This window comes from Moraxella ovis (genome assembly GCF_900453105.1).
Classification (GTDB): Bacteria; Pseudomonadota; Gammaproteobacteria; order Pseudomonadales; family Moraxellaceae; genus Moraxella; species Moraxella ovis.
The window spans coordinates 291,229-306,573 of the sequence record NZ_UGPW01000001.1; the positions used below are offsets into that span (position 1 = coordinate 291,229).

The following is a 15,345-nucleotide window of genomic DNA, read 5'->3' on the forward strand; positions in this document are numbered from 1 at the left end:
CTGATTCACACCGCCAATCAAGGCGGTTTTTTATTTGGAGGCAATAATGCCTGAAAATCTATCCAACTTGCCGCTGGTCGTAAAAATCATCGGCGTAATCATCGGCGCAGTCTTTGCGCTCACATTGACGGGTGACATCGACACTGACGGCAAGCTTAAGCTAAGCTTGGGCGTGCTTATCAAAATCGCGTTTAGTGCGTATTTTGGCTTCTTGGCAGGCGCATGGCTCATTGAGTATATGGGCTGGGGTCATTGGTCGCACGCAAGCCACGGCTTTATTATGATGCTGTGTAGTGTGTTCGGCATGACATTAGTCGGCGCAATCTATCAAGCGATTAAACTGTCAACGACCAATAAGACGCCAAGCGAGATTGTCACTGAGATCAAAGACACATTTAAAGCGATTTTCAAATAACCAAACGCACCGCCTGACAGCTCTAAGCAGTGGCGGTGGATTGATAACACTTGGACACAGGAGACCATCATGACATAACACACCCCATAACCACCACCGCCCCATCTCAACCATGGGGCTTTTTTATTATCAGGAGAAAAAATGAAACAAAATATCAAACTTATTCGTGGCGATGGCACCTGCTTTGAGGTGGTGGCTGTCATGGGCGAGCAAGCGTACGATTTATCAGTGATTGATCGAGCTGACTTACATGTCAAGCACAAGCACAAGACGGTCATCCGCCTATCCACGACAGACGGCAGCATCGTCGTCGACGAAGGCAAAATGTATCTTAATTTCGCCTCTGATGCCACACAGGGGCTGAACTTTAAGCTTGCCGATTATGACCTGCAGATCATTAAAGACGGCAAAATCAAAACCATCATGTACGGCATGGTGGAGCTACAACACGACATCACCATCATTTAAGGAGTTAATGTGAAAACACAACCTACCGACACCATCACCGTCAATATCCAAGAGGTCAACATCGTCAAAGTTGGCAAAGCCAAACACGACGAGCTAACCCAAAAGGTTGAGAACAAAGCCGACCGAGCCGAACTTGTGGCTGTGCAAAAGACACTCGCCGCACATCAAAACACGCTCACCGACCACGCCGAACGCCTTGACACCAAGCTTGATGAAACGCAGGTCAAGGCGCTTATCGCAGAAGCTGAGCTGGATGACTTGACCTTGGAGCAAGTACAACAAGAAGTCATCAGACAGGTCGCGGACAAGGCAAGTACGCAAGCGGTAACCGAGGTCAGCCAAGCCCAAGACGCCAAGATAGACACCCTCACCAAGCAGCTTGAACAAAAGCAAGCTGAAGTGGTAGAGCTTGATTGGGATGAGGAGGCATTGTTGGTAGATCAGACCAATGTAGCCGCCTGGCAGAACCAGTCAAAGCGATACTTAAAGATTGGCGATTATTATGTGCCTTTTTTTGCCAAAGAACCTTTTAGAGTCAAAAAAGAGGTCTTCGATGTCATCGTAACACAGGGCGAGCCCAAGACGCTTGCAGTTGATGAGTTGATCGATTTTGGGGGTCGATATCCGCCTTATGTCGAATTCATCTCCAGCGATGATCGAGTAACAGCAGACCTCAGCAGTGTAACCATCACCACTGATGAGGCGTTAGTCGCCACCATTACCAGTCGTCATCTGGATAAGCCCATCACGCTCAACATCACAGTGGGCGAAACGGAGGAATAGTGATGCCCGAGAAAGACCCAACCACCTACACCGCCATCACCTACCTATGGGTGGGACTGCTGGCGATGGCAGGTGGCTTGGTGGCGTTCATTCGCAGGCTCAACCGCCAAAGAAAGCCTGAGCGGCTGTCCGTGGTATTCATCAAGCTCATCGGAGAGATGGCGGTGTCAGCATTCGCTGGCGTCGTCACATTCTACCTATGCGAATACCTAGAGACCGAGCCGCTATTGACAGCGGTGGCGGTCGCCATCAGCGGTCACTTGGGCGGTAACGCCATCGATGCCATCGGCAAAAAAATCAATCATCTATTTAGCCCCTGATGGGGCTTTTTTATTGGAGTACCAAAAATGGAAAATGAATTAAAATGGGTGCAAATCGCCCGCCAGTACATCGGACAACAAGAAATCAAGGGGGTCAAGCACAACCCCATTGTCTTAGACTTGTGGAAAACCGCATTCGACGCGAAGAATCTACCGACACCATCCGTGTTCAAGAACGACGAAACCCCTTGGTGCGGTGGCTTTGTCGCTGGTGTACTTGCTAAGTCAGACCTTGCCAAGCACATTCCTAATGGCTTTGCCATGGCCAGAAACTGGCTAAAAGTAGGCACCAAGCTTAACAATCCTGCTTATGGCTGTATTGTTGTTTTCTGGCGTGGCAATCCAAAATCGGCAAGTGGTCATGTGGGCTTTGTCGTGGGTCGTGATAAGGCAGGTAATTTGATGGTACTGGGTGGCAATCAAGCGGATGCTGTCAATATCAAGCCATTTGCCCCAAGCCGTGTGCTGGGTTATCGTTGGTGTGGTACACAGTCTATGCCTGCGACGCACCGATTTGCGTTGCCTGTTTTTGCGAGTAACGGTAAAGTCAGCACGAACGAAGCTTGAAATATTTGTCAATCCCTGTTTTACTTGCTATAATAGCAGTCATATAGTTTAGTGATTGATGGCAACCACACAAAGTCCACACAAAAACAGATGATTTTTAAAAATATCTATAAAAATCAATGATTTGTGTAAAATAATCGGTGGTCGCCATCTCCACCAATTTTATTATAAAAATTTCAAGAAAGCCAATCACTTAGGTGATTGGTTTTTTTTATTCATGGGGTGTATTATGGACACGATCAGTCAGTGGGTGCTCGTCATGATGGACAAGCTGGGTCTGTTTGGTGTGACGTTAATGATGTTCTTGGAGAATGTATTTCCACCCATTCCCAGCGAGCTCATCATGCCTGCTGCCGGTTTTGCTGCTGCCATGGAACAAATGCATCTCATCGCTGTCATCATCGCAGGCACGTTGGGGTCGGTGCTGGGTGCGCTGCCTTTGTATTATCTGGGCACGATCTTGGATGAGAGACGTCTATATCACTTTGCTGAGAAATACGGCAAATATTTTTTGATAAAGCCTGAAGACGTTACCAGCGCACAGCGATGGTTTGATAAATATGGCAAATCTGTGATTTTCTTTGGGCGTATGATCCCCGCCATTCGCTCACTCATCTCCATCCCTGCTGGCATGGCACGCATGCCAATATTGCCATTTTTGACGCTTACTGCCTTAGGTTCTGCAATCTGGACGACGCTACTGGCGTATGCTGGCTATGCGCTGGGCGCCAATTATGAAGCAGTGGCTACATTCATCGAGCCTATCAGTAAAATTGTGGTCATCGTTGTGCTAGTGATTGCGGTAATCGTGATAGCTATGCGTGTCAAAAAGGTATTTTTTGCGAAATAATTTTGAATAAAATTTAGGACAAAATCCGAAAGTTTTGTTATAATAGAAAAATTGGAGACGTGGCTGAGTGGTCGAAAGCGCACGCCTGGAAAGTGTGTATACGTTAATAGCGTATCGAGGGTTCGAATCCCTCCGTCTCCGCCAGCTTAATAACCCTTTGAATCATCAAGGGGTTATTTTATTGGTCAAATGTTTTATTAAGAACGACCGATATTTTTTAATCGAAAATCATTAAAATCCCTCCAGGTCTCAGAGTCTCATGGCTCTTAATCTCCATCAAATCCGACAATCATGTGTGATTTTGCCATAAATACGCCCGTAATGTGGCGATTCCCATCTGTATCTAATAACTTGCTTGCTGTTCATGGCACTTTAACTATATACCAATAGAATGGTAGATTCATTAACACCCATTTGAAGTTCAATAAGCCTACCTGCACAGAAGCTGAAAAATCAGCAATAAGCATCCACGTCCAAGGACATACCGCAGATCCTGCACATAGAATCATCGGTCTTAACGCACCAACAGGCGGTGCAACCAAGCCAGATAAAGCCCTAGGCGGTATCAAGGAAGCTGTCAATTCTGTGCTTGGTAAAGAAACCAGTGCTCATAATTGTTATGGGGTGGGAACCGATCAGTGTGCTAAAGCAGACTTACTTGAAAGCAAGTAGCCAATGAAATGGACACCTGTCTACAAACTAGAAAAAATAAGCAACCCTGACACAAAAAACGCTCACAGGAGTAAACCGTGAAAAAGTTGATAATACTAGCAAATGTTTTATTAATGACGGGATGTTTACATGCACCGCCCGAAGCTTATGAAGTTTACCACAGGCATCACACCAATGATGAGCAAACTAAAGAGGATATGAAAGCGTGTGGCTTTCCTGATGTTCGTAACACTGACCATTACTTCGTTCACTATGAAAATGACTATGTAATATCCTCTCTTTGCATGGAACAAAAGGGATGTAGGGATAAAGCCATACGAGGTAGAGGTGGGATTTGTAGTGCCAATCTTCTCAAAAACACCGAAGCCTACCGAACACCTTAGCCAAAAGCAAATCAGTAAAAATCAAAGATAAGTTCTTGCATTATATGCAGAACCATTTAAAAACAATAATTTAATAAATTTAATAAAAAAAGGACAGTCATTATCTGTCCTTTTGTGTATCGTGGTTAGTTGTTTAAAAAACTTAAATCTTCACCTTCTCGCTGAGTGGTGACGATGCAGCCATCATCAGTAACGATGAGCGTGTGCTCCCATTGGGCGGAGAGCTTACGATCCTTGGTGATGGCAGTCCAGCCGTCTTTCATGATTTTGGTTTGCCAGACGCCTTGATTGATCATGGGTTCGATGGTGATTGCCATGCCTGTTTTTAGTTGAACGCCGGTGCCTTTTTTGCCGTAGTGTAGTACCTGTGGTTCGCAGTGGAATTCTTTGCCCAGTCCGTGCCCACAGAATTCGCGCACGATGCTAAAGCGCTCAGGCTCGACCACTTCTTGGATGGCGGCACCGATGTCACCAAGATAAGCACCGCCTTTGACGACTTTCATGCCAGCGTATAGGGCTTTTTGGGCGACGTCACAGATGCGATTTGCCATTACAGAACCTTCACCAACGACCCACATGCGAGAGGTGTCGCCATAATAGCCGTCTTTGATGACGGTTACGTCAATGTTGATGATGTCTCCGTCTTTTAGTAGGCGTTCATGGTCGGGAATGCCGTGGCACACGACATGGTTAATCGAGGTGCAGATGGATTTTGGAAAGCCGTGATAGTTTAGGCTGGCGGGCGTGGCATCTTGGACTTCGGTGATGTATTTATGCGCCAGATCGTCCAATTCGCCCGTGCTAACCCCAACCTTAACATGCTCATCGAGCATCTCTAGAACTTCAGCCGCCAGGCGACCTGCGATTTTCATTTTTTCGATGTCTTCAGCGTTTAGGATGGGAATATTCTTGCTCATGGTATGCCTTCATTGTGATTATATAAAAAAATAGGTGCTTAATTAATGACACCTATTTTACTAAAAATCAATCAAATTCGCACGGTTTTTATTCTTCATCAAGCAGATCTTGTTCGCGTGCAGCTTGTAAAATCACGCTCGAGCGGTTGCCAGTGCGGCAAAAAATGTGCAATGGGCGCTCTGTTTGATTATAAAAATCAGCGAATTCTTGAACGTGATTCATGTCAAGCATGCCCGATGAGAAGGCGATTTGCTTATAGATGATGCTGTGTTCAGTGCAGGCAGTTTTGATCTCATCTGAGGTTGGTTGCCCTGGCTCTTCGCCATCTGGGCGATTATTAACGATGGTTTTTACGCCTTGTTTGGCAAGTTCTGCCACATCAGCAGGGGTGATTTGACCTGATAGTGTGATGCGAAATTCAGGAGCGACGTCGTGCATGAGTGAATCCTTAAAATATTATTGAATAATGGTGTGACTAGCTTACTCGGTTTTTGTAGTTTTGGCAAATTTAATTGGTCAAATATAAGGTTTTGGCGCATCAATGACCATGCAGTCAAGATGTCAAAAATGTTAAATCCTATATCAAGGCTTATGATAAAATTAAAAAACAGCAAGCCATCGCAAGCTTATAAGGAATTAGGATGAAGACGTTTTTTAAAGAGCGCTTGACGAAGACCTCCAAAACCGTCAGTGATAAATTCAAAAAAACACCGCAGACACCAGAGTATGACACGCCTTATCCGCATCTTTTTAAACCGCTGGATCTTGGATTTACACGCTTAAAGAACCGCGTGGTCATGGGGTCAATGCATACCGGCCTTGAGGACAGATTTTATCATTACGGTAAACTGGCGGCGTACTTTGAGGCGCGCGCTCGGGGTGGGGTGGGACTCATGGTCACAGGTGGTATCTCGCCCAACCGCGAAGGCTGGCTAACACCTCTGGGCGGTACACTAAACCGCAGCGCTGATATTGTCAATCATGCTCGGGTTACGCGCGCAGCACATAAGCATGGCGCGAAGATTCTGCTACAGATTCTGCATTCGGGGCGTTATGGTTATCATCCTTTTGTGGTGGCGCCCAGCGCGATCAAATCACCCATCTCACCATTCAAGCCGCGACAGATGAGCCTTAAGAACATTCAGGCGACGATAGAAGACTTCGCTCATACGGCAGCACTGGCAAAAAAAGCCGGCTACGATGGCGTAGAGGTGATGGGCTCAGAAGGGTATCTGATCAATCAATTCTTATCAAGTCGAACGAACCACCGAACTGACGAATATGGCGGCAGCCTAGAGAATCGCGCGAGATTCGCCATCGATATCGTCAAGGCGATACGTCAGGCGGTGGGCGATGATTTCATCATCAGCTTTCGGCTGTCGATGGCGGAATTCGTCGAAGATGGCGCGGTGATGGATGAGGTGGTCGCTGTCGCCAGATGGCTTGAGCAGGCAGGCGTGACCTTGATTAATACAGGCATCGGCTGGCATGAGGCGCGCGTGCCGACCATAATTACCTCTGTGCCACGTGCAAGCTTTGTCAGATTCACCAAGATGATTAAGGATGCAGTGAATATCCCTGTCATCGCTGCCAATCGAATTAACATGCCTGAGACCGCCGAAGAGATTTTGGCGACTGGACAAGCGGACATGGTGCAGATGGCGCGACCATTCTTGGCGGACAGTGATTGGGTGGAGAAAGCTAAGCAGGGCAAGGCGCATCTGATTAATACTTGCATCGGCTGTAATCAAGCCTGTCTTGATCACACCTTTGAGAATAAGCGAGCAAGCTGCCTGGTGAATCCTTTAGCATGCCATGAGACCGAATACGACATCAAACCCGCCAAAAAACCCAAGCGTGTCGCGGTCGTCGGTGGTGGGGTGGCAGGCATGACCGCAGCGCTTACGGCAGCACGTCGTGGGCATCATGTCGTGCTGTTCGAGGCAAAGGAAGTGCTGGGCGGCCAGTTTAATTATGCTAAGGTAATCCCAGGCAAAGAAGAGTTCTTTGAGGCGATTCGTTATTTTCATGAGCAGCTGGCATTACATCGGGTGGACGTGCGCCTAAATATATTCGTAACGCGCCAGATGCTCGATGAGATAGCGTTCGATGACGTCATCGTGGCGACAGGCGTGGTGCCGCGAGCGCTGAACATTGATGGGGTGACACTGCCGCAAGTCATCAGCTATGGCGAGCTGTTATCAGGGGCTAAGCAGGCAGGCGAGCGCGTCGCGGTGCTGGGTGCGGGTGGTATTGGCTTTGATGTGGCGGAATTCTTAGTGCATGGCTCTGATGTATCGAGCGAGGTCAATTCGCGGGATTATCGCCCTGATGCGCAGTCGGCTGATGCATTCTTTCGGCATTGGGGTGTGGATGGTGATGCCAATTACACCACGAAGGGCGCGTTGGTTACGCCAATCCACGCCAAGCCGCATCGCCAAGTATATCTGTTACAGCGTAGAGAAGGCAAGCTTGGCAATAGCCTGAATAAGACAACAGGCTGGGTGCATAAGGCTGCCATCAGACAGGCTGGCGTGAGGCAGATTAGCGGCGCATCTTATGAGAGTATTAGCGATGAAGGGCTATGGATCACGGTGGGTGGCCAGTCGCAGCTGCTACGTGTGGATACGGTCGTGGTCTGCATCGGACAAGAATCCGTCAATGAGCTCATGCCGAACGTTGGCGAAGCGCCACGCGCCCAGTATCACGCCATTGGCGGTGCCAAAAAATCTGAACGCCTAGATGCTAAGCGCGCCATCAAAGAAGGCTTTGAGATTGGCCTTTTGGTGTGATGGATGTATTGATACGATAACCACAAAATAAGCCCGATAAAGGGCTTATTTTTATCAGTGAATGGACCGTTATTGTGTGGTTTTGGTGAAATTGGTTAGGTCGTAGCCGTTTTGTTTGGCGATACCAAGATAGCGATCATAGGTAGTGGAATCCAAGGTCTTGTCTCGTGATAGGATCCATAGATATTTATTATTTGGTGTGCCGACGAGTGCTGATTGGTATTTGCCATTTTGCTTTTCGCCCAATGCCAGCACCCAGTAGTCAGCCTGTCCAAAGGGGAGTTTTTTTAGGATAGAAGGCAGAAATGATACCTTTAATTTGCTGTTGGTCTGATCGATGGCATAAGCCTCGCCGGTTGCATCCATCATTTTGCCTGACTGAGTTTTGCATTCGTTTTTGATGGTGATTTTACCATTTGATTTTAGGGTATAGGTGGCTTTGACGTCAGAGGCGCATTTATTTTGAAATGACATCGGTAGTCGCCCAATCTCGTACCATGTGCCAAGATAGCTGTTCAAATCTACCTGCGGCACGGTAGTGGGTGCAGCGTGAACGATACTGCCGAATGCTAGGGTGGTGGCGAGAAGATATTTTTTCATGGTATGTCCTTGTGTGGTGTTAGGTGGAATGATTGGCAATGAAGCTTGTTTATTTTATCTAAAATCTACATCTGAGCAATTCATCAAAGATCGCTCGCTTCTAATGTATCGCATTATCGCCCAAAAAGATGTGCAGATTTTGTATCTGAATATGCCCAATCTTTCGGATTGTTAGTTTGACCCAATAAAAAAGCCACACTGAATTCGGCGTGGCTTTTTTATTGGATTGAGTTTAGTGATTAAGCCTTGTTGATTTTTTGCATGGCTTTTTCGCATAGGTCGCCGAGTTTTTCTTTGGCGGTGTGTACGAATTCATGATCGGCTTGCTCGTCGATCATTGAGCCGATTTTGGTGAACAGCTCTTTGGTTTTTGATTTTTGGTACACAGGTAGGCGTTTGCATACTTCTACGACTTTCTCGCGAACTTCTGCCAATACTTTCTCGTCACCTTTGGCATCTAGGATGTCGCAGATCCAACCTGCCAGCTCAACGCACTCAGCTTCTTTGAAGCCGCGCGAAGTAACAGCAGGCGTGCCTAGACGGATGCCTGAGGTCACGAATGGTGATTTAGGGTCGTTTGGCACAGAGTTTTTGTTCACGGTGATGTGAGCATCGCCAAGCCATTTGTCCGCTTCTTTGCCTGTGATGCCTTGCTTGATTAGGCTGATCAGCATTAGGTGGTTTTGGGTGCCGCCTGATACCACGTCATAGCCACGATCGATGATGGTCTGCGCCATGGCTTGTGCGTTTTTGACGACTTGCTGTTGGTATTCTTTGAACTCTGGTGACATCGCTTCTTTGAAGCAGACAGCTTTTGCGGCGATGGCGTGCATGAGTGGACCGCCTTGCGAGCCAGGGAATACCGCTGAGTTTAGTTTCTTTTCGATCTCTTCGTTGGCTTTGGCCAGGATTAGACCTGAACGCGGACCGCGTAGGGTCTTATGGGTTGTGGTAGTGACGACGTCAGCGATTTGAACGGGGCTTGGATATACACCAGCGGCTACCAGGCCTGCCACGTGTGCCATGTCAACGAATAGGTATGCACCTACTTCGTCTGCGATGTCGCGGAATTTTTGCCAATCCATGACTTGTGAATAAGCTGAGAAGCCTGCGATGATCATCTTTGGCTTATGCTCACGAGCCAGACGCGCCACTTCATCATAATCGATCAAGCCATTATCATCGATGCCATAATGCACCGCGTTATAGGTCTTGCCTGAGAATGATACGCTGGCACCGTGAGTTAGGTGACCACCGTGAGCCAGGCTCATGCCAAGAACGGTATCGCCTGCTTGTAGTAGTGCAAGATATACCGCAGCGTTCGCGCTAGAGCCCGCGTGAGGCTGTACATTTGCGTAGTCTGCACCGAACAGCTCTTTGGCGCGGTCGATGGCGATCTGCTCAATCACGTCCACGTGTTCACATCCGCCGTAGTAGCGCTTACCTGGGTAGCCTTCGGCGTATTTGTTGGTCAGTGATGAACCTTGAGCCTCCATGACAGCAGGAGAGCAGTAGTTTTCTGATGCGATCAGCTCAATGTGATCTTCTTGGCGCTGACTTTCAGCATCGATGGCAGCGGCAAGTTCTGGGTCGTAAGCGTGTAGCGAGATGTCTTTAAACATGGATATACCTTTTAAAGTGTGGGGGATAAAGAATCCCCATTAGTGTATCATAATTTGCCAAAAATAACACAGCCGTTTATCGCTTTTGAGCATCAATCTAGCGATAAAATTTATACCATATTGGCGATATCGGTATCATAAATTTGCATATCAATCAGCAGCAAATAGACTTTGTGTTTTTATTGATGAAATGCATCCAAAAAACGCTCTTCGATTAATAGCTTTCGACCGTGCCAGTCATAGACGGTTGCCCGACCATACTGCCCATCATGACAAAAAATATGCCGATCATAGGGTAGTTTGCGGTTCTTTTTGAACATCACATAGCCGATGGGGGTGCGTTTTAGGTGGCGTAAGCGCTTGGCATCACCAACCAGGCTATCCATAGGAAAGACGCTCTTGGCGCGTACCCATGCAGATTCGCTGCTGCCGAATAACAGCACTTCACGCACCCAAGCCAAGGCAGGGCGATGAGAAGGTAAGTTTAGTAATTTTTTATGATATAAATCAATGGCTTGATAGCCTTCTTTGATGACTTGCACACGCAAATGCTGCCCTGACTTTGCTTCTAGCAGGGCGGTCAATGAACCTTCGGCGGTCAAATAGGGTATCAAATAATCTGGCGGATTCATTTATAAAACAGATCAAAAACATGCAAAAATTTTAGCATAAAAGTGGATTTTTTGGCAGAAATGGCGATTTTTTAAGATAAATTGTTACAAATTTAGGTTAATTTGGGGTTAATTTCTTAAAAATTTTAGGGAATATTTTGATGGTTTTTGTGGATTTTCACATAACTGACACATGAGAAATTTTGATAAATATTTTGAATTTTCATGAAGTTACACAAAAGTACGATTGAATAATCATCATTTGATGTAATGAAAATTGGTCCATCATTTATTTTTAAAATACCGAACATTATGGTCGCCTATTGGATAAACGCAAAACTTTTGGGTATTCTGTATCTCAAGAATCGCAGGCAACTAATTACCCATCGGTATAGGCAGTGATTTGGTTAGTGCAGCGGGCGCTGTACTGATGACAATCCACCATGGAATCTAGGAGACTATCATGACTTATCAATCAGCTTTAGAACACGTTCGCAGTGTTAAAGAAAAATTGGGTGGCACTTGGGATGCTATCCGTCCAGAAGACGCTGCTCGTATGATTGTTCAAAACCGCTTCAAAACAGGTCTTGACATTGCTAAATACACTGCTGCCATCATGCGTCGTGACATGGCAGAGTACGATGCTGACAACACCAAATACACTCAATCACTAGGCTGCTGGCACGGTTTCATCGCTCAGCAAAAAATGATTGCTAACAAAAAATACTTCGGCACTACCAACAAGCGTTACATCTACCTATCAGGCTGGATGGTTGCTGCACTTCGTTCAGAATTCGGTCCACTACCTGACCAATCTATGCACGAAAAAACCGCTGTGCCTAAGCTAATCGAAGAGATCTACACTTTCCTACGTCAAGCTGACGCAAAAGAGCTAAACGATCTATTCCGCGCTCTTCAAAAAGCTGAAGAAGCTGGCGACAGCGCAAAAGTTAAAGAAATCGAAAGCCAAATCGACAACTTCGAAACTCACGTTGTGCCAATCATCGCTGACATCGACGCAGGTTTTGGTAACGAAGAAGCGACTTACCTACTAACCAAGCAAATGATCGAAGCGGGTGCATGTGCAATCCAAATCGAAAACCAAGTATCTGACGCTAAGCAGTGTGGTCACCAAGCTGGTAAAGTAACTGTGCCACACGAAGACTTCCTAGCTAAGATCAACGCAGTACGTTACGCGTTCCTAGAACTAGGCGTTGACGAAGGTGTTATCGTAGCACGTACTGACTCAGAAGGTGCTGACCTAACTCAAAAAATCCCAGTATCTCGTGAGCCAGGCGACCTAGCTTCTAAGTACATCAGCTACCTAGAAACTACTGAAATCGACATCGCTGACGCGAAAGAAGACGAAATCCTAATCAAGCGTGACGGCAAGCTACACCGCCCAACTCGCCTAGCCTCTGGTCTATATCAGTTCCGCGAAGGCACTCAGCACGACCGCGTTGTACTTGACTGCGTAACTTCGCTACAAAACGGCGCTGACATGATCTGGATCGAAACTCCAACGCCAGACGTAGCAGGTATCGCAAGCTTTGTAAACGACATCAAAAAACAAGTTCCAGATGCAAAATTGGTGTACAACAACTCACCATCATTCAACTGGACCATCAACTTCCGTCAACAAGCGTACGATCGCTGGGTTGCTGAAGGTAAAGATGTATCAGGCTACGACCGTGCTAAGCTAATGGACGCACAGTACGACGATTCAGAGTTGGCTCGTGACGCTGACGAAAAAATCCGTACTTTCCAAGCAGACGCAGCTCGTGAAGCAGGTGTATTCCACCACTTAATCACACTACCAACTTACCACACTGCAGCTCTATCTACTCACGAGCTAGCACAAGGTTACTTCGGTGATGAAGGCATGTTGGCATACGTAGCCGGCGTACAACGTAAAGAAATCCGCGGCGGTATCGCTTGCGTGAAACACCAAGCAATGGCTGGTTCTGACATCGGCGACGACCACAAAGAGATCTTCTCTGGTGAGAATGCTCTTAAAGCTGGCGATGCGAGCAAGAACACCATGAACCAATTTGGCGGCTAATCATTCGCTGTCTAAATGACTAATCCAAACGGTGTTCTGCTGTCAAGGTAGAATACCGTTTTTGTTTAAATTTTGATTTTAAGGATAAAATTATGGCTACTACTCGTATTACCAAAGGCGCTCTTGCCATCGATAAGATTCTATTTGATTTTATTGAGAATGAGGCTTTGCCAGCTGCTAAGCTTGACAGCGACACTTATTGGAAAAACTTTGAACAAGTTGTTCTTGACCTAACCCCAAAAAACAAAGCACTACTTGCTCGCCGTGAAGAGCTACAAGCCAAGGTCGATGACTGGCACAAGAACAATGCCTATGAGCTTGGTGCCTATAAGAATTTCTTGACTGAGATTGGTTATCTTGAGCCTGAAGTTGCTGACTTTGAGATCACCACGCAGAATGTGGATGATGAGATTGCGACCATCGCAGGCGCTCAGCTTGTTGTGCCTGTGCGTAACGCACGTTATGCATTGAACGCTGCTAACGCTCGTTGGGGTAGCTTGTATGATGCTCTGTATGGCTTTGACGTGATTTCAGAAGAGAATGGCGCAGAAAAAGGCAAAGGCTACAACCCTGTGCGCGGCGCCAAAGTCGTTGAATTCGCTAAGAATTTCCTAGATGAGACATTCCCGCTACAAAGTGGCTCACACGCAGATGCGACCGCTTACACCATCAAAGATGGTCAGCTATCAGTATCATTAGGCGATACCGAGACCACATTAAAAGACAATAAACTTGCTGGTTTTAATGGTGCGACTGACAAGCCAACCGAAATTATCCTAAAAAATAACGGCCTACACGTCATCATCCAAATCGATCCAAATAGCCCGATCGGTAAAGACGACAAAGCAGGTGTTAAGGATGTCGTTCTAGAATCAGCCGTTACCACGATTCAGGACTTAGAAGACTCAGTTGCCGCTGTCGATGCTGAAGAGAAAGTGGAAGGCTATCGCAACTGGCTAGGTCTAATGAAGGGTGATCTATCTGAAACTCTAGAAAAAAATGGCAAAACCATCACTCGTACACTAAACGCTGATCGTACTTATACCGATTTGTCAGGCAACACTCAGACGCTACACGGTCGTTCGGTCATGTTGCTTCGTAACGTGGGTCACCTGATGACGAACCCTGCGATTTTGGTGAATGGCGAAGAGATTTTTGAGGGTATCATGGATGCGCTTGTCACGCCAATGCTGACTGCCGTGGACATCCGTGGTGAGAACACGCTGCGCAACTCTCGCACAGGTTCGATGTATATCGTGAAGCCAAAAATGCATGGCTCTGATGAAGTGGCATTTGCAGTAGAGCTGTTCGAGCGTGCCGAGCAAGCAATCGGCCTGCCTAAGAACAGTCTAAAAATGGGCATCATGGACGAAGAGCGTAGAACGTCTGCTAACCTTAAAAACTGTATCGAAAAAGCCAAAGAACGCACCATCTTTATTAACACAGGCTTCATGGATAGAACGGGCGATGAGATTCACACCGCCATGCATGCAGGCGCATTCGTGCGTAAGGGCGACGTAAAAGGTCAAACTTGGTTCGGTGCCTACGAAGAGCGCAACGTGTCTATCGGTCTAAAAGCAGGGCTTCGCGGCAAAGCGCAAATCGGTAAAGGCATGTGGCCAAAACCTGACGAGTTGGCTGACATGTACCGCGCTAAGATCGAACACCCACAAGCTGGCGCGAACTGTGCTTGGGTACCATCACCTAGCGGTGCGGTAATCCATGCTATCCATTACCATCGGTGTAATGTTATGAATCGTCAAGAAGAGCTTGCCAAACTTGCCACGCCAAGCCTTGATGATCTTCTGACCATTCCACTTGCCACCGATACGAACTGGACAGCAGACGAGAAGCGTCGTGAGCTTGAGAATAACTGTCAAGGCATCTTGGGCTATGTTGTGCGCTGGGTTGATTTGGGTGTGGGCTGCTCAAAAGTGCCTGACATCAATAACGTCGGCCTGATGGAAGACCGTGCGACCTTGCGTATCTCGTCGCAGCACGTTGCCAACTGGTTGGCTCACGGCGTCGTAACGTCTGATGAGGTGATGGAAGTGTTAAAACGCATGGCGAAAGTTGTGGATGAGCAAAACGCAAGCGATCCTGCGTACCATCCGATGGCGGATGACTTTGATAATAACATCGCCTTTAATGCTGCTGCTGACCTAATCTTCAAAGGCGCGACACAGCCGTCTGGCTACACTGAGCCATTGCTGCATCAAGCAAGATTGAAACTTAAAGGCTATCAAGGCGACTGATATAAGTTACCTAAATAGCTAACAAAA

The 15,345-nt window shown here is 47.0% G+C and carries 16 protein-coding genes and 1 tRNA gene; 12 read left to right on the forward strand and 5 right to left on the reverse strand.

The genetic code is table 11. The features are described 5' to 3' along the window. Positions 1 to 46: 46 nt before the first annotated feature. The 9 genes from DYD54_RS01470 (at position 47) to DYD54_RS01510 (ending at position 4,458) form a co-directional block, all read left to right on the forward strand. Positions 47 to 415 (forward strand): hypothetical protein, encoded by a 369-nt coding sequence (locus tag DYD54_RS01470; RefSeq protein WP_063513466.1) that lies wholly within the window; start codon positions 47 to 49, stop codon positions 413 to 415. A 141-nt stretch (positions 416 to 556) separates the two neighbouring features. Then, the gene (locus DYD54_RS01475; RefSeq protein WP_063513467.1) at positions 557 to 883 is read left to right on the forward strand and encodes a hypothetical protein; all 327 of its coding nucleotides are present in this window, start codon (positions 557 to 559) and stop codon (positions 881 to 883) included. Between the two features lie 9 nt (positions 884 to 892). Next, the gene (locus DYD54_RS01480; RefSeq protein WP_063513468.1) at positions 893 to 1,666 is read left to right on the forward strand and encodes a type 2 periplasmic-binding domain-containing protein; all 774 of its coding nucleotides are present in this window, start codon (positions 893 to 895) and stop codon (positions 1,664 to 1,666) included. A 2-nt stretch (positions 1,667 to 1,668) separates the two neighbouring features. After that, complete coding sequence (locus tag DYD54_RS01485) at positions 1,669 to 1,986, forward strand: phage holin family protein (protein WP_063513469.1); 318 nt, start codon at positions 1,669 to 1,671, stop codon at positions 1,984 to 1,986. Between the two features lie 27 nt (positions 1,987 to 2,013). Further along, a complete protein-coding gene (locus DYD54_RS01490) occupies positions 2,014 to 2,553 on the forward strand; it encodes a TIGR02594 family protein (RefSeq protein WP_063513470.1) in 540 nt (179 codons plus the stop codon). Positions 2,554 to 2,782: 229 nt separating this feature from the next. Beyond that, positions 2,783 to 3,403 (forward strand): DedA family protein, encoded by a 621-nt coding sequence (locus DYD54_RS01495; RefSeq protein ID WP_063513471.1) that lies wholly within the window; start codon positions 2,783 to 2,785, stop codon positions 3,401 to 3,403. Positions 3,404 to 3,456: 53 nt separating this feature from the next. Continuing rightward, positions 3,457 to 3,547 (forward strand) — tRNA-Ser (locus DYD54_RS01500). 270 nt (positions 3,548 to 3,817) lie between these two features. Then, a complete protein-coding gene (locus tag DYD54_RS01505; RefSeq protein WP_063513472.1) occupies positions 3,818 to 4,075 on the forward strand; it encodes a hypothetical protein in 258 nt (85 codons plus the stop codon). Between the two features lie 77 nt (positions 4,076 to 4,152). Further along, entirely contained in the window at positions 4,153 to 4,458 is a 306-nt protein-coding gene (locus tag DYD54_RS01510) for a hypothetical protein (RefSeq protein ID WP_063513473.1), read from the forward strand. A 125-nt stretch (positions 4,459 to 4,583) separates the two neighbouring features. On the opposite strand, the gene map is transcribed toward DYD54_RS01510, so the two are convergent. Together map and DYD54_RS01520 are read right to left on the reverse strand one after the other, a co-directional pair. Then, positions 4,584 to 5,375, reverse strand: coding sequence for a type I methionyl aminopeptidase (gene map, locus DYD54_RS01515; RefSeq protein ID WP_063513474.1), 792 nt, complete (start codon positions 5,373 to 5,375; stop codon positions 4,584 to 4,586). A gap of 88 nt (positions 5,376 to 5,463) precedes the next feature. Beyond that, positions 5,464 to 5,814, reverse strand: a complete 351-nt coding sequence (locus tag DYD54_RS01520) for a protein tyrosine phosphatase family protein (protein ID WP_063513475.1) — start codon at positions 5,812 to 5,814, stop codon at positions 5,464 to 5,466. 203 nt (positions 5,815 to 6,017) lie between these two features. On the opposite strand from DYD54_RS01520, the gene DYD54_RS01525 reads away from it, so the two are divergent. Then, entirely contained in the window at positions 6,018 to 8,168 is a 2,151-nt protein-coding gene (locus tag DYD54_RS01525; RefSeq protein ID WP_084260555.1) for an NADPH-dependent 2,4-dienoyl-CoA reductase, read from the forward strand. Positions 8,169 to 8,237: 69 nt separating this feature from the next. On the opposite strand, the gene DYD54_RS01530 is transcribed toward DYD54_RS01525, so the two are convergent. From DYD54_RS01530 to DYD54_RS01540, 3 genes are all read right to left on the reverse strand, one after another. Beyond that, a complete protein-coding gene (locus tag DYD54_RS01530) occupies positions 8,238 to 8,768 on the reverse strand; it encodes a lipocalin family protein (RefSeq protein ID WP_063513476.1) in 531 nt (176 codons plus the stop codon). A 239-nt stretch (positions 8,769 to 9,007) separates the two neighbouring features. Then, positions 9,008 to 10,390: a serine hydroxymethyltransferase gene (gene glyA, locus DYD54_RS01535; RefSeq protein ID WP_063513477.1), complete on the reverse strand. Its 1,383-nt coding sequence runs from the start codon at positions 10,388 to 10,390 to the stop codon at positions 9,008 to 9,010. Between the two features lie 179 nt (positions 10,391 to 10,569). After that, complete coding sequence (locus tag DYD54_RS01540; protein WP_063513478.1) at positions 10,570 to 11,022, reverse strand: chorismate--pyruvate lyase family protein; 453 nt, start codon at positions 11,020 to 11,022, stop codon at positions 10,570 to 10,572. A gap of 439 nt (positions 11,023 to 11,461) precedes the next feature. Here DYD54_RS01540 and DYD54_RS01545 point away from each other — a divergent pair, with 439 nt between their 5' ends. Together DYD54_RS01545 and DYD54_RS01550 are read left to right on the forward strand one after the other, a co-directional pair. Continuing rightward, the gene (locus tag DYD54_RS01545) at positions 11,462 to 13,063 is read left to right on the forward strand and encodes an isocitrate lyase (RefSeq protein ID WP_063513479.1); all 1,602 of its coding nucleotides are present in this window, start codon (positions 11,462 to 11,464) and stop codon (positions 13,061 to 13,063) included. Positions 13,064 to 13,155: 92 nt separating this feature from the next. Beyond that, on the forward strand, positions 13,156 to 15,318 hold the full coding sequence (locus DYD54_RS01550; RefSeq protein ID WP_063513480.1) for a malate synthase G: 2,163 nt from the start codon (positions 13,156 to 13,158) through the stop codon (positions 15,316 to 15,318). Positions 15,319 to 15,345: the final 27 nt, after the last annotated feature.

Coding starts and splice junctions, on each gene's coding strand:
- DYD54_RS01550 (WP_063513480.1), top strand. CDS start 13,156: ATGGCTACTACTCGTATTACCAAAGGCGCTCTTGCCATCGATAAGATT.
- DYD54_RS01525 (WP_084260555.1), top strand. CDS start 6,018: ATGAAGACGTTTTTTAAAGAGCGCTTGACGAAGACCTCCAAAACCGTC.
- DYD54_RS01530 (WP_063513476.1), bottom strand. CDS start 8,768: ATGAAAAAATATCTTCTCGCCACCACCCTAGCATTCGGCAGTATCGTT.
- DYD54_RS01470 (WP_063513466.1), top strand. CDS start 47: ATGCCTGAAAATCTATCCAACTTGCCGCTGGTCGTAAAAATCATCGGC.
- glyA (WP_063513477.1), bottom strand. CDS start 10,390: ATGTTTAAAGACATCTCGCTACACGCTTACGACCCAGAACTTGCCGCT.
- DYD54_RS01495 (WP_063513471.1), top strand. CDS start 2,783: ATGGACACGATCAGTCAGTGGGTGCTCGTCATGATGGACAAGCTGGGT.
- DYD54_RS01490 (WP_063513470.1), top strand. CDS start 2,014: ATGGAAAATGAATTAAAATGGGTGCAAATCGCCCGCCAGTACATCGGA.
- DYD54_RS01485 (WP_063513469.1), top strand. CDS start 1,669: ATGCCCGAGAAAGACCCAACCACCTACACCGCCATCACCTACCTATGG.
- DYD54_RS01540 (WP_063513478.1), bottom strand. CDS start 11,022: ATGAATCCGCCAGATTATTTGATACCCTATTTGACCGCCGAAGGTTCA.
- DYD54_RS01520 (WP_063513475.1), bottom strand. CDS start 5,814: ATGCACGACGTCGCTCCTGAATTTCGCATCACACTATCAGGTCAAATC.
- DYD54_RS01475 (WP_063513467.1), top strand. CDS start 557: ATGAAACAAAATATCAAACTTATTCGTGGCGATGGCACCTGCTTTGAG.
- map (WP_063513474.1), bottom strand. CDS start 5,375: ATGAGCAAGAATATTCCCATCCTAAACGCTGAAGACATCGAAAAAATG.